General features: G+C 34.3%; 13 protein-coding genes. 6 read left to right on the forward strand and 7 right to left on the reverse strand.

All coding sequences use genetic code 11. The features are described 5' to 3' along the window. Positions 1–3 precede the first annotated feature (3 nt). From trxB to QL232_RS13845, 4 genes are read right to left on the reverse strand one after another with little or no spacing between them, the layout of a single operon-like run. Positions 4–942, reverse strand: a complete 939-nt coding sequence (gene trxB, locus QL232_RS13830) for a thioredoxin-disulfide reductase (RefSeq protein ID WP_281614541.1) — start codon at positions 940–942, stop codon at positions 4–6. A gap of 29 nt (positions 943–971) precedes the next feature. After that, positions 972–2,447 carry a trypsin-like peptidase domain-containing protein gene (locus QL232_RS13835; protein WP_281614542.1) on the reverse strand — a complete coding sequence of 492 codons (1,476 nt, stop codon included), beginning with the start codon at positions 2,445–2,447 and terminating at the stop codon, positions 972–974. A 51-nt stretch (positions 2,448–2,498) separates the two neighbouring features. Beyond that, positions 2,499–3,107: a hypothetical protein gene (locus QL232_RS13840; RefSeq protein ID WP_281614543.1), complete on the reverse strand. Its 609-nt coding sequence runs from the start codon at positions 3,105–3,107 to the stop codon at positions 2,499–2,501. Beyond that, complete coding sequence (locus QL232_RS13845; protein WP_168881649.1) at positions 3,107–3,820, reverse strand: pyridoxine 5'-phosphate synthase; 714 nt, start codon at positions 3,818–3,820, stop codon at positions 3,107–3,109. The genes QL232_RS13840 and QL232_RS13845 overlap by 1 nt, the downstream gene beginning before the upstream one ends. 316 nt (positions 3,821–4,136) lie before the next feature. Here QL232_RS13845 and QL232_RS13850 point away from each other — a divergent pair, with 316 nt between their 5' ends. From QL232_RS13850 to QL232_RS13865, 4 genes are all read left to right on the forward strand, one after another. Further along, positions 4,137–4,586, forward strand: coding sequence for a GatB/YqeY domain-containing protein (locus QL232_RS13850; protein WP_168881648.1), 450 nt, complete (start codon positions 4,137–4,139; stop codon positions 4,584–4,586). A 25-nt stretch (positions 4,587–4,611) separates the two neighbouring features. Further along, positions 4,612–5,172 carry a CvpA family protein gene (locus QL232_RS13855; RefSeq protein ID WP_168881647.1) on the forward strand — a complete coding sequence of 187 codons (561 nt, stop codon included), beginning with the start codon at positions 4,612–4,614 and terminating at the stop codon, positions 5,170–5,172. Positions 5,173–5,243: 71 nt separating this feature from the next. Next, positions 5,244–5,810, forward strand: coding sequence for an aminodeoxychorismate/anthranilate synthase component II (locus QL232_RS13860; RefSeq protein WP_168881646.1), 567 nt, complete (start codon positions 5,244–5,246; stop codon positions 5,808–5,810). Between the two features lie 224 nt (positions 5,811–6,034). After that, on the forward strand, positions 6,035–7,507 hold the full coding sequence (locus QL232_RS13865) for a hypothetical protein (RefSeq protein WP_168881645.1): 1,473 nt from the start codon (positions 6,035–6,037) through the stop codon (positions 7,505–7,507). Between the two features lie 80 nt (positions 7,508–7,587). Here QL232_RS13865 and QL232_RS13870 read toward each other — a convergent pair whose 3' ends face one another. The 3 genes from QL232_RS13870 to prfB all read right to left on the reverse strand — a co-directional run bounded on the left by QL232_RS13870 (position 7,588) and on the right by prfB (position 10,995). Continuing rightward, on the reverse strand, positions 7,588–7,998 hold the full coding sequence (locus tag QL232_RS13870) for a response regulator (RefSeq protein WP_168881644.1): 411 nt from the start codon (positions 7,996–7,998) through the stop codon (positions 7,588–7,590). A gap of 262 nt (positions 7,999–8,260) precedes the next feature. Then, positions 8,261–9,811: an aldehyde dehydrogenase family protein gene (locus QL232_RS13875; RefSeq protein WP_281614544.1), complete on the reverse strand. Its 1,551-nt coding sequence runs from the start codon at positions 9,809–9,811 to the stop codon at positions 8,261–8,263. A gap of 110 nt (positions 9,812–9,921) precedes the next feature. After that, on the reverse strand, positions 9,922–10,995 hold the full coding sequence (prfB, locus tag QL232_RS13880) for a peptide chain release factor 2 (RefSeq protein ID WP_168881642.1): 1,074 nt from the start codon (positions 10,993–10,995) through the stop codon (positions 9,922–9,924). Positions 10,996–11,209: 214 nt separating this feature from the next. Here prfB and QL232_RS13885 point away from each other — a divergent pair, with 214 nt between their 5' ends. Further along, complete coding sequence (locus QL232_RS13885) at positions 11,210–12,118, forward strand: hypothetical protein (RefSeq protein WP_281614545.1); 909 nt, start codon at positions 11,210–11,212, stop codon at positions 12,116–12,118. 153 nt (positions 12,119–12,271) lie between these two features. Beyond that, complete coding sequence (locus QL232_RS13890) at positions 12,272–13,624, forward strand: peptidylprolyl isomerase (protein WP_168881640.1); 1,353 nt, start codon at positions 12,272–12,274, stop codon at positions 13,622–13,624. Positions 13,625–13,815: the final 191 nt, after the last annotated feature.

A 13,815-nucleotide genomic window follows, 5' to 3' on the forward strand; every position in this document is an offset into this window, starting at 1 on the left:
GAATTAGTCTTCTAACTCTGTTAAGTATCTTTCTGCTTCTAATGCCGCCATACAGCCTGTACCCGCAGCAGTTACTGCTTGTCTGTAGACAGTGTCTTGAACATCACCCGCAGCAAAAACACCTTTAATATTTGTTTTTGTGCTATCAGGTTTAGTAACAAGATACCCAGCATCGTCCATGTCTAACTGACCCTTGAAGATATCAGTATTAGGTTTGTGACCGATAGCAACGAAGAAACCTGTAACATCGATTACACTTTCTTCATTGGTTTTGTTGTTGATTACTTCTACACCTTCAACAGCATCACCACCAAGAACTTCTAAAGTTTCAGAGTTCCAGTGAATTTCGATGTTCTCTTTCTTGATTACACGGTCTTGCATGATTTTAGACGCTCTCATCTCATCACGACGAACAATCATGTGAACCTTTGAACAAAGGTTAGATAAATAGTGAGCTTCTTCACAAGCAGAATCACCTGCACCAACAACAGCAACTTCTTGGCCTCTGTAGAAGAAACCGTCACAAACTGCACAAGCAGAAACACCTGCACCATTTAAACGAGTTTCAGATTCTAATCCTAACCATTTTGCTGAAGCACCTGTTGAAATAATAATAGTATCAGCTGTAATTTCTGTTTCTTCATCCACTACTGCTGTATGAGGGCCATTATCACTTAATTGAACAGAAGTAACTAAACCCGTACGGATATCAGTACCAAAGCGAGTAGCTTGTTCCTGCATCTCCATCATCATTTGCGGGCCCATAATTCCTTTAGGGTAACCTGGGAAGTTTTCAACGTCATTTGTAATTGTCAACTGACCACCCGGTTGAGGACCTTGATATAATACTGGAGCTAGGTTCGCTCTTGAAGCATAAATTGCTGCTGTGTAACCTGCAGGACCTGACCCGATAATAAGGGTTTTTACGTGTTCCTTAGACATAATATGTTTTTGTTTATTAAATGCTAAATCTAAAAATAATAACTATAGTACCTGTGAGATAAATCTTTTTTGACAATTTCAAGAATTACTCTTCCTCTAATTTTTGAAAGAATTTTACTGAAATCTTTCGGGTCTTCAAGTGGATACCTGTTAATTGAAACGAGGATCATTCCTTTCTTTAAACCCATCTCTTTGATTAGCCCATTGTCAGATACTTCTTCTATTTTGATACCTGTAGAAAGCCCAAGCTTGGATTGCTCCAATTTGGAAAGCGCCGTAAATTTAGCACCAATTTCTTTGGCATCGTAGATATTTTTCTCTGAAATATTAGTTGTTCCGTCAATATTCGTTAAAACAACTGATTTTTCTATTTCTTTATTCTCTCTGATGATTGATAAAGTTATCTTATCTCCTGGTACGTAATAACTTAATTGTTCATCATAAGCAGCTTCAGAATCAATTTTGAAATTATCGATAGATGTAATAACATCACCGACTTTAAGATTGTTTTTCTCAGCTGCACCTCCTTCAATTTTTGTGATTACAACACCTTGTATATCCGTTAATTGAAGTTTTTCTGCTATATCTTCATCGACTTCTTTGATACTAGCCCCAAGAAATGCTTTCTGAACTTCTCCATATTTCTTTAGATCATTCACAACCTTGGCAACAATATCTGAAGGGACAGCGAAGCCATAACCTGCGTAACTTCCAGTTTTTGATAAAATAGCAGTATTAATACCTACTAAATCACCATGCATGTTTACCAAAGCACCACCACTATTACCAGGGTTAATTGCTGCATCTGTCTGTATAAAAGACTCGATAGGAAATACATCATTCATAATACCTATCTTTCTACCTTTTGCACTTACAATACCAGCAGTAACAGTACTCGTTAGATTAAATGGGTTTCCTACTGCTAATACCCAATCACCAACTCTAACCGCTTTAGAGGAAGCGATCTGTATGGCAGGAAGGTTGTCCTTTTCAATCTTTAATAGAGCGATATCTGTTGATGGATCAATACCAATTAACTTTGCCTGATAAGATCTTTTATCATAGATCACTTCAATTTTATTCGCTCCTTTAACCACATGGTTGTTTGTGACGATATATCCATCATTGGTGAAAATAACCCCAGAACCTGATCCAACCGCAACATCTGATTGACCTTGTGATGGTGTGTTGAAAAATAATTCCATCCATGTTCTTCTATTACTATACCTGCCTTTTACATAAGTGATAATATAGACTACAGACTTTGTACTTGCAGAGGCAGCCTCGGCAAATGATGGTAAGGATGATATGTCGTTAGTAATAGTTTTCTTATAAGAAGATGTTTCTTCTGATGATCGTATTATAGGTGTATCTTCAGTAATAACATTGGATGCAAAACTGAAATCTTCTTGAGGTGTCGGCTGGTAGATATATTGTGTGTACAAAAATGCTCCAGCCAGACCACTCAATACGCTAATTAAAGTAGTAAGAAGTGTTCGTTTCATTTTCTGTTATTTTTTATGACTACAATATCAAGAAAAGTGCCTTTGCCGATATTATGACAGATTGACATAAGATTGCCAAAATACCTTGATGTTTTGTTGTAACAACTTCTGTAAAAGTTGCTGATTATTGCACTCAACTTGTATTTCTACAAGGTCTGATATTTCTCTTTGAACCATTTCTAAGTGATGTAAATTTTGCTCTGATATGAGTATTGAATCTACACCTGCATGGTTAACTACTTGAATAATTTTTTGTATTTCGTCTTGATTGATTTCTGTTTTAGGTAATCGAAGTGTAATCAGAGTTTCTTTTTCATGTGCTGTTTGCGTCAATTGTAAAAACTCTATTTTACACCAAGTTGAGTTTGTTCTTAATGCACTAAGATTAATAGTTACAGACACTTCTTCTACACCGAGTTTTAATAACTCTTTTAGAGCAAACAACTTAATCTGTGTGAGGTCATTACCAGAGGCTTCTCCAATACTACTAATAACGGTAATATCTTTTTCCTTAAGATCCCGAATTACTTTCTTTGCCCAATAGTTAGGTACATGCACCCCTTTGAGAGGATACTGTAAACATAAGTCGATAACTTTGTTTACAGTATCCTCAGATTGATAAGGATTATCCAAGTCACATATGATGTGCTTATACTCCATTATTTCAATTGCTTTAAATACAATTGGATAGTGTTCTCTAATCCATAATATAAAGCATCACAAACAAGAGCATGACCAATTGATACTTCATCTAAACCTTCAATATTTTGATGGAAGTATTGTAAGTTATCTAAATCAAGGTCATGACCAGCATTTAAGCCAAGACCTAGTTCAACTGCTTTTTTTGCAGCACTGATATATGGAGCTATTGCTTCCTCTTTGTTTTTATGAAAGTTAGCAGCATAAGGTTCAGTGTAGAGTTCTACTCTGTCTGCTCCGCAAGCTGCTGCACCCGCAACCATTTCTGGATCTGGATCAACGAAAATAGAAACTCGAATACCTTTAGCTTTTAACTCGCTTGTAACTTTCGTCAAGAATTCTTTATTCTTGATAGTATCCCATCCGGCGTTGGAAGTAATAGCATCATCAGCATCAGGAACAAGCGTTGCCTGTTCTGGTACAACATCTAAAACTAGTTCCATAAACCTTGGTTCAGGATTACCTTCTATATTATATTCTGTTGTAACAACAGGTTTCAAATCATATGTATCCTGACGAGTGATATGTCTTTCATCAGGTCTAGGGTGGATTGTGATCCCTTGAGCACCAAAACGCTCAGCATCTTTAGCCACTTTTACTAAGTTTGGATTATCACCACCTCTTGCATTTCTGATAGTGGCAATCTTATTTACATTTACACTTAATCGTGTCATTGATTTGTTCTTTTTTTGGTTTGAGTTTACAAAAATGGAGAGAATCCTCAACACTTTCATAACAAAAATCAAATATCTTAAATCTTTATAGGACAAAATTATTTTTCTCAGTCTAGAAAATAGTCGTCCATAATTCCCGAAAGTTTATCATTTTATATTGGTTACTGTTTGGAGGTAACTCTAATTCAATGGGTTTTCATAGGATTTAATAATGATTTATGTATCTTGATAGTAATAGAGCAATAAGTTGTTATTTTTGTGTAGAGATTAGTTTTTGATAGTCCATCGAGACTTAATTATATTAAATCAACAGAAAATGACTTTAAAAGAGAAGATTCAAGACGCCATGAAGGTTGCGATGAAAGCAAAAGACAAAGCAACTTTAGGTACTCTAAAACAACTTAAAGCAAAAATTCAGTTAGCAGAAACTGCTGATGGCAAAAACGGTGTTTTAACATCAGAAGATGAGTTGAAACTTCTAATGAAAGAAGCAAAACAAAGAAGAGAATCTGCTGAAACTTATAAGTCTTCTGGTCGTGAGGATTTAGCGGAAACTGAATTAGTAGAATTAGCAGTAATTGAATCTTACCTTCCAAAGCAGATGTCTGAAGAAGAAGTGGAAGCTGCTGTAAAAGAATTAATTACTCAAGTTGGAGCAGAATCTCCAAAAGATATGGGTAAAGTAATGGGTGCTGCGGGCAAGAAATTTGCAGGTGTAGCAGATATGAAAGTAGTGTCAGCAAAAGTAAAAGCGGCATTATCTTAATTTGTCAAACAGATAATAATTCAAAGTGGAACAAGATTTAGGATTTTTTACATCATACATACGAGTTACAGATATTTTCCTTGCGGGGATGATTGTATATGGTGCCTATAAGGGTTTCAGAAGAGGTTTTTTATTAGAGATTATCTCTACTGTAGTTTTTGTAGTTGGAGCTGCCTTAATATTTTTTGGTGTTGCAGGAGCTTTTTCTTCGTCAAAAACATATTTTGAAACACCTAAATCTACTGTCTTCTTTGCCTATGTAGTTCTTTTCTTTGGAGGAACTATGGGGTTGAATTTATTGGGCAAATGGCTTCAAGATAAAATTGATTATTCAGTATTAGATGATTTGGATAATGTAGCCGCCCTTTTATTAGGAGGCTTTAAATATGCTTTGTCATTGTCAGTGATTCTAGGTTTATTTAATTCTGCTGGATTAGGTTTGCCGAAAGAAGTTACAGAAGACTCTGTTGTTTATCCCAAATTATTAGAATTAAATGATTGGGTATTAGATGCAGGAGGTACCATAATGCCTAGTATGAAAAGGTACAGTAAAGAGATACACGAATTATTTGAAGAAAATTTATAAAGAAAAGGGAAGTTAAATGCTTCCCTTTTTTATTTTTGCAATCGAATTATAAAATTTCAATTAAAGACATAATGATTTTACTTCTAGACAACTTTGATTCCTTCACATATAATCTTGTAGATTACTTTACTCAACTAGGGCAAAAAGTTGAAGTTGTCCGTAATGATGCTCCTTTGGAGGAAATTACACCTTACAAGTATGAGGCAGTTGTTTTATCTCCTGGTCCAGAAACCCCCAATAAGGCAGGTAATATGATGGAAGTGATTGATCATTATCACAAAACACATCCAATTTTAGGTATCTGTTTGGGACATCAAGCAATTGGTGAATACTTTGGAGGGAAAGTGCATAAGGCAATAAAACCGATGCATGGAAAAATGTCTGAAATTGAATGTGATATCAATTCTACTCTATTCAATAAAATCCCCAAAGACCTGACGGTGGTTAGGTATCACTCGCTTATTTTAGATGAATTATCTGACGATATACTTATTACTGCAAAGTCAAAAGAGAATGAGGTAATGGCTATTCAGCATAAAACTTTACCTATTGATGGTGTGCAATTCCATCCTGAGGCAATTCTAACAGAATATGGATTGGATATTTTAAAGAATTGGATATCATCTTGGAAGGAATAACGCTGGAAATCAGTGTTTTTCCGAAAATGTACAAAAAAGACCCAAAATAGTACATACTAACTTACAAAATCAATGCTTATATTTATATGAAGATCATACGACATGATTTCGTTATGTTTATTTGTTGCTTTTACTGTTTCTAATTATTTCTTACCCCGCTAAGAAAATACTTTGTATAAAAGCATTTCTGAAAAAGATACCCGGTTGGACTCAAAACATATTATATGGCGAGGCTAAAACACATCATTAAACAATTATCTGAGAAAGATTACGAGGCAATTAAGAATAACTTAATTGAGAGTAATGCTGAAAAATCGGCTTACTTATTAACCTCGATGAGGGAGAAGAAAACTTCTGACCAGTCAATTATGTCAGAGTTGGATGTGAATACCAATGCATATTACACGCTTCGTTCCCGCTTAAACCAAAAAATAGAAGATTACCTACTTCAGCAAATGGAAAGCCCTAGAGCAGATTTGTTGAAAAAAGTAGCGAATATTCATGAAATGGTTTTTACTAAAAAGAGAGCTATTTCTATTGTAACACTAAAAAAATTAGAGAAGGAATTATTGGATTACGATTTATCCAATGAGTTAACGGTAGTATATAAAGCCTTAAAACTTTTACACATTAATTCACCAGATTACTTTACTTATTCACAGCTTTATAATAAACATGTAGCGTATATGTTGGCTGTTGATAAAATTGAGGATATTCTGGCCGATTACTTCAAAAAATTTGGTGTGTATGCCTTCACTGGTGATGAAACGGACAAATTAGGTTTAGAATTATTGAACAAAGAGATGAACAATACCTGTAAGCTGTATGAATCGCACAGGCCTTTTGTTTATCAGAGTTGTATGAATATTTTCCATCGTTTATTTGTAGAAGATGAAAACCAAGCAGCGTTTAATTCTTCAGGAAATGATGATGATGAACCAATAGAAGATATTTTCCATAAGATTGATCAGATTTTTGATCAATACCATATGGATTCGATCTATTACCACCTTCATAATGTATTTGAGTTCTTAAAATTAGAATATTATACACACTATGGAGTGTTTCGTAAGGCGAGTAAGTATTTTGATACGGTCAACGAAGATGTTGTTCCACTTTTGATGCATAGTAATCAATATACTTTCCCCTCACAATTCCTTCAGACAAAGTTGCAAAGAGCTTTACAAACAGATACTCATGTTGAGTTATTTGAATCTAATAAGTCAGTCTTTGAGGACTTTGAACCTGATACAGATGATATTCCAAACTATGTGTCTTATGTAGTTTATCGAGCAATTTCAGCTTATTATTCTACTGAGTTTGATGAAGCAGCAAGGTTTTTAAATAACTTATTGAATGAAATAAGTTTAAAGAAATTCCCTCATGCCTTTTTGGAAGTGAAATGTTTATTGGCCTTACAATATGTATGTATGAGAGATTACGAACTCTTTAATCAGTTAGCCAATAGCATACAAAGACAAATAAGATTAATGGGTAAGGAAACTTGTCCTTCGATTACTTTGTTCTTAAAGATGTTGAAGACAGGGATGTCAGAAGCAAAAAGAGACAAAATGTCTAAAGTATCGAATATTATAACAAGATATACTCAGATAAAATCTCCATATATATTCGCTCCAACCAGATCTATCCGAATGGATGATAAGTTTATCCGTTATGTGAGTGGAGAATTAGATTAAAAGAGACTATAATGTGCGCCCCAACAATAAAAGGCTATTTCTGTTAAGAAATAGCCTTTCGCTTTTTATAATAAGTAGAATTAAACCTCTAATGCAGTTAAATTTTTCTGAGTTAGCGGCTTATTAACGTATTTTTTCACGTAGCTATAGTTTTGAGATCTACTAATATCCTGTGGATTAATAGAAGAAGTCAACATAATGATTTTACATTTTTCTTTGGTCTTTTCATTTAACTGATCAAAGAGGTCTAGAAACTGAAAACCGTCCATTAAAGGCATGTCAATATCTAAGAAAATTAACTCAGGCAATACTTGATCAGCAATGTCTCCAAGCTTTTCGATATTTCGGAGGAATTCAATGGCACTCTTTGCTCCAGAATGAATAAAAATGTTATCACTGATTTTTGAGGCCTCAATCATTTTTTGATTGATGAGATTGTCAATCTCATTGTCATCAATCAGCATAACGGAATAGTATTTTTTTTGAGCCATTTGGTAAAAGTAAAGCTATATGGAATTCTTGTTAATGAAACATAGGTAATCCTTTACTAGGATAATATCTAGTTGCTTTTAAGCATCTATAATTTCTTAATCAATATAATTAAATGAAAGTGAACAACAAAGAATTCTACTCTAATTTAATAGGTATAGCACACTAAATGATGTAATATTTATGGAAGTATGTCATGAAATTGAAAGCGTATCTCTAAAAATCATAAAAATATAATCTTTAGAAATACGCTTAATTATTAGATTAAATGTCGAATTTAATCCCTTGAGCTAGAGGTAATACTCTACCGTAGTTAATTGTATTCGTTTGACGTCTCATGTAAGCTTTCCATGAATCAGAACCGGATTCTCTTCCTCCTCCAGTTTCTTTTTCACCGCCAAATGCACCGCCAATTTCAGCACCAGATGTACCAATATTGATATTAGCAATACCACAATCAGAACCTGCTGCTGATAGGAACGCTTCAGATTCTAATAAATGATTTGTAAATACAGCAGATGATAATCCTTGTTTTACATCATTTTGGATAGCAATGGCATTTTCAACTTCTCCAGAATACTTGATTAAGTAGAGGATTGGAGCAAATGTTTCTTCTTGAACGATTTCAAAATGATTTTGTGCTTCCACAATTGCAGGAGTAACATAGTTGTTGGATAAACCTTCATCAGTAAACGATTCTCCACCAATTAAAACATTACCACCTTCTGATTTAGCCTTCTCTAGAGCTGCTTTGAAAGCTGTAACAGCATCTTCATCAATCAGTGGCCCAACAAGCTTAGACTCGTCTAATGGATTGCCAATTGATAAAGAAGGATATATTTTTAATAAACGACCTTTTACTTGATCGTATACTTTATCATGTACAATAAGTCTACGGGTAGATGTACATCTTTGCCCACAAGTACCTACAGCTCCGAATACTGTAGCTCTTACTGCCATTTCTAAATCTGCATTTTCAGTAATGATGAGCGCATTGTTACCTCCAAGTTCTAACAGAGATTTTCCAAGTCTTGCACCAACAGCAGCACCAACTTTCTTACCCATTCTTGTAGAACCTGTTGCAGAGATAAGTGGGAAGCGAGAGTCGTGTGACATGCTAGCACCAATTTCTGCATCACCAATAATATAACTGAAGATACCTTCTGGGAGATCGTTAGCTTCTAATACTTCCTGAAGAATATGTTGACAAGCAATTGCAGTTAGAGGTGTTTTTTCTGAAGGTTTCCAAACACAAACATTACCACCAATTGCTGCAATCATAGAGTTCCATGACCATACCGCTACAGGGAAGTTAAATGCTGAGATAATTCCCACTAAACCTAGTGGATGCCATTGTTCAAACATTCTATGATCTTGACGCTCTGATTTCATCTCTAAACCATATAATTGTCTAGATTGTCCCACAGCAAAATCACAGATGTCAATCATCTCTTGTACTTCACCTAATCCTTCTTGGTAGATTTTCCCCATTTCATAGGTTACTAATTTTCCTAGAGGATCTTTATATTTTCTTAAAGCCTCTCCAATTTGTCTTACAATTTCACCTCTTTTTGGAGCAGGAAGTACTTTCCACGATTCAAAAGCTTCTTGAGAAACTTTGATGATGTGTTCTAAGTCTTCTTGAGTTGACATTTCCACTTCGGCAATTAATTGCCCATCAGTAGGAGAAAAGATCTTTCTTGTCTCTCTTGAATTGTCAAGTGTAGCAAATGTTCTTCCTGTAGAAAAAGCAGGGTTTCTTTCTTGAATACCTAGCTCTTTTAGGAAGTCCAAGTTAATTGAAGTCGCGTTCATGTGAATAAAATATGTGTTTATATGCGGTGTAAATTTGTATAAAAAAAGTGAGACTTATCAAATAAATCTCACTGAAAATTGAAAAAGTGTTATTTTTACAACAAAAAAGATTAATTCATCATTAAATATGCTTTGATAAAGTCATCTAAATCGCCGTCTAAAACTTTCTGAACATCAGTTTTTTCCACTGCTGTTCTAATATCTTTTACTAATTTATAAGGGTGCATGGTATAGTTTCTGATCTGTGATCCGAAGTCAACACGCTTTTTACTACTTTCTACTTTTGCTCTTTCTGCATTACGCTTTTCTACTTCAACTTGGTAAAGCTTAGACTTTAACATCTTAATTGCTTTTTCCTTATTTTGAAGTTGAGAACGCTCTTGCTGACATTCTATTATAATTCCTGAAGTATGTCTTAATCTAACTGCAGTTTCTACTTTGTTTACATTTTGACCACCGGCACCACCTGAACGGAAAGTTTCCCATGTGATGTCAGAGGGATTAACCTCAATACTGATTGAGTCGTCTACCACTGGGTAAACAAAGACAGAACCGAATGTAGTATGACGCTTTCCACTAGAATCAAATGGACTAAGACGAACCATTCTGTGAACACCAATCTCAGATTTTAGATAACCGTAAGCAAAGTCCCCATCAAATTCTAAAGTAGCTTGTTTCATGCCAACAACTTCTCCTTCATGGATGTTGACAGTACGTACTTTAAAGCCATTAGATTCTCCCCACATTTTATACATTCTGAATAGCATTTCTACCCAGTCGTTGGATTCTGTACCACCTGCTCCGGCATTAATTTCCATCATTGCAGAAAGTCCATCTTCCTCCGCGTCAAGCATTTTCTTTACTTCTAATGCTTCAATAGCATCTTCAGTTTTCTTGCCTTCTGCGTCTAGTTCTTCTTCATCAACATCTCCTGCTTCAAAGAATTCAAATAAAGTTTCGAGGTCTTCTACCATAGAAAGTACTTCTTCGAATTTTTCAACCCAAGACTTTAACCCTTTGATCTCTTTTAGTAATACCTCTGCTGCTTTTGGATCATCCCAAAAACCGGCAGCTGCAGTGAGTTCTTCCTTTTCAGCAATCGTTTCTTTTTTAACATTGATATCCAAGTACCTTTCTAAATCAGATACTCTTCCTTTCAATTCTTTTAACTGGGATGCGTTCATAAATATATTTTAGAAGCTGTTAAGCTATTATTTACTAATAAAATTCGAATGTCAAATATATAAGTTTTTTTTGAGCTGTGGATAATCCTTCTAGAACCTCTATTCTTGTTTTACCATCAACTTTAAAGAAATTTAAGATATTTTTTTATCCAAAATGCAAGTATTGTGTGTCGGGTATAATGTATGGCAATTCTAAATAATTAAATTTGCCGTTATGATTAGGAGAAATTTCTATAAACTCAGTTTTTTGTTCATTAGCTTAAGTGTCTTCTCTTGTGATAAAATAAAGGGAGTATTAGACAAAGCAGTGGAAGAGGAGAATATCAAGAGCTCTAGGGTTGCATTGGCAAAAGTAAACGATAAAGTACTTTATGATACTGAATTGAAAAGCTTGTACAATGAACGTATGTCTCTAAAGGATTCTCTGAATATTCAAGAAAGATACGTGAATGCTTGGGTAAGAAAAACGATTACACTTGAGAAGGCACAATCACAAGTGGATGTTGAGAAGTTAGATATTCAAAGACGTTTGGATGAATACAAGTATCAGCTAATTATGCATGAATATGTAAGAGAATACATTTCATCAAATTTGGATACTGTTATTACTGATGAACAAATTAAGGCACATTATCAGAAGAATTCTGATGATTTTATCCTTAAGACAAACATTGTTCGTGGTAACTTTTTACGTTATCCTAACAATGCTCCTGATTTGAAGAAAGTGAGAAAGTTGATGCAAAGTACTAAACCGGAAGATCAAGAAAAGCTTAGATCGTCTGCTTATGCTTATGCTGACTTTGTTCATTTAGAAGATTCAGTTTGGTTAGATTTGGATGAGTTACTTTTTGGAACTCCATTTATGAAATCTCAATCTGAAGTAACGAAATTATTGAAAAGAGATAAATTCTGGGAAGTAAGTGATGAATCGAATACTTACCTCTACAGAATTGATGATTATAAAATTGTTGACCAAGTTCCTCCATTGCAATTTGTTCAGAAACAAGTGAGAAACGTAATTCTAGGACGACGTAAATTAGAATTAAGAACTCAATTGGAAGATGAACTTTACAATGAGGCTACTAGGAATAATAATTATGAGATTTATATCTCTGAAGAATAACTACTTGTCAATTATTATGATTGATCAAAATAACTACTTGAAGATTATTTCATAAGTTTATAGATCAATCAAATAGATAATAGGTTTACTTATTGTCGGCAGGATTATTCTTTAGACGCTAAACTATTAAAATAGTAAGTTTTAAATAAAAATATGAAGTTTAACTTTTTAGGCATACTGGGAATCATTTGTGTTCTTTTTTCTTCATCTGTTTTTGCACAAGATGATGCAGTGCCCGTTGATAAAATTATTGCCAAAGTTGATAATAACATCATTCTGCTTTCTGATGTAGAGGCAGGGTATCAACAAATGCTTTCAAATGGTCAATATCCAAAAGACAAGAAAAAGGCAAAATGTGATATCCTAAAAGGATTGGTTGTCAATAAAATTATGTATGCAAAGGCACAAATTGACTCTATCGAAGTTGATGATGCAAGAGTTGCCGACGAATTAGAGCGTCGTATGCAGTATTTTATCTTACAAGCCGGTTCTCAGGAAAAGTTAGAAAAGACATTAGGTGCATCTGTCAATGATTTACGTGACGATCTTCGCGATCAAGTAAAAGAGCAGATGACAGTTCAGACAATGCAACAACAGATTATTGCTGGGGTAACCATTACTCCAAAGCAAGTGAAGAAATATTATGAGTCTATTCCTAAAGACAGTATTCCTTTCTTGGCTGCAGAAGTGAAAGTTGGGCAGATTGTTAGAGAGCCTAAAGTTTCTGAATCAGAAAAAGAAAAAGCGAGACAACAATTAGTAGACATCAAAAAGAGAATCGAAGCTGGTGAAGACTTTGGTGTTCTTGCGAAACAATATTCTCAAGATTACGGTTCAGCTAGAAAAGGTGGTGACTTAGGATGGCATGGTAGAGGAGAACTTGTACCAGAATTCGAAGAGATTGCTTTAACAATTGATCCAAATGAAATCGCTGATCCAGTTGAGTCTGACTTTGGTTTCCACTTAATCCAATTATTAGAAAGAAGAGGTGGTCGTTTTAGAGCGAGACACATTCTAATCCGTCCTAAATCAAATTATCAAGATATTCAGGATGCGGTTACATTCTTGGACAGTATTAGAACATTAATTGCAGAATCGGATACATTAGGTTTCGAAAAGGCAGTGAACTTATACTCAGATGACCAACCCACAAGAGCCAATGCAGGTTATTTCAAAAACCAAGTAACAGGTTCTTCATATATGGCCACTGATGAATTGGATCCAGTAGTATTCTTTGCTATTGATACAATGAAAATTGGTAATACCTCAAAGCCATTAAAGTATCGTACAGAAGATGGTCAACAAGCGGTAAGGATTATTTATTATTCAAATTATAAGCCTCCGCATTATGCCAATTTAAAAGATGATTATCAAAAGCTACAACAAGCTACATTGAACTCTCAGAAAAATGAGATTTTAGAAAAATGGATCAAACAAGCTAAAAATGATGTATTCATTGAGATTGATCCAGAATATGATGATTGTAATTTATTGGATAGTATCTAAATGAAATCACATAGTTTGTATGTGAATTGAAATAAATCTTAAAAGGGCAGCGAATTAGAATCGTTTGCCCTTTTTTTATTTCAAAAAATACTTTAATTTCAATAAACATAGACGTAGCCTAATAAACTTTCTAATACATTCTACCCTTATATTATTAGTAATTAGGCCTGAACTGGAATAACAATTTAGCA

Source organism: Flammeovirga sp. SubArs3 (assembly GCF_947387565.1).
Classification (GTDB): Bacteria; Bacteroidota; Bacteroidia; order Cytophagales; family Flammeovirgaceae; genus Flammeovirga; species Flammeovirga agarivorans.

What these genes read in the sequence shown, in the direction of transcription:
- trxB (WP_281614541.1), bottom strand. Translation starts at nt 942, where the DNA reads ATGTCTAAGGAACACGTAAAAACCCTTATTATCGGGTCAGGTCCTGCA.
- QL232_RS13835 (WP_281614542.1), bottom strand. Translation starts at nt 2,447, where the DNA reads ATGAAACGAACACTTCTTACTACTTTAATTAGCGTATTGAGTGGTCTG.
- QL232_RS13840 (WP_281614543.1), bottom strand. Translation starts at nt 3,107, where the DNA reads ATGGAGTATAAGCACATCATATGTGACTTGGATAATCCTTATCAATCT.
- QL232_RS13845 (WP_168881649.1), bottom strand. Translation starts at nt 3,820, where the DNA reads ATGACACGATTAAGTGTAAATGTAAATAAGATTGCCACTATCAGAAAT.
- QL232_RS13850 (WP_168881648.1), top strand. Translation starts at nt 4,137, where the DNA reads ATGACTTTAAAAGAGAAGATTCAAGACGCCATGAAGGTTGCGATGAAA.
- QL232_RS13860 (WP_168881646.1), top strand. Translation starts at nt 5,244, where the DNA reads ATGATTTTACTTCTAGACAACTTTGATTCCTTCACATATAATCTTGTA.
- QL232_RS13865 (WP_168881645.1), top strand. Translation starts at nt 6,035, where the DNA reads ATGGCGAGGCTAAAACACATCATTAAACAATTATCTGAGAAAGATTAC.
- QL232_RS13870 (WP_168881644.1), bottom strand. Translation starts at nt 7,998, where the DNA reads ATGGCTCAAAAAAAATACTATTCCGTTATGCTGATTGATGACAATGAG.
- QL232_RS13875 (WP_281614544.1), bottom strand. Translation starts at nt 9,811, where the DNA reads ATGAACGCGACTTCAATTAACTTGGACTTCCTAAAAGAGCTAGGTATT.
- prfB (WP_168881642.1), bottom strand. Translation starts at nt 10,995, where the DNA reads ATGAACGCATCCCAGTTAAAAGAATTGAAAGGAAGAGTATCTGATTTA.
- QL232_RS13885 (WP_281614545.1), top strand. Translation starts at nt 11,210, where the DNA reads ATGATTAGGAGAAATTTCTATAAACTCAGTTTTTTGTTCATTAGCTTA.
- QL232_RS13890 (WP_168881640.1), top strand. Translation starts at nt 12,272, where the DNA reads ATGAAGTTTAACTTTTTAGGCATACTGGGAATCATTTGTGTTCTTTTT.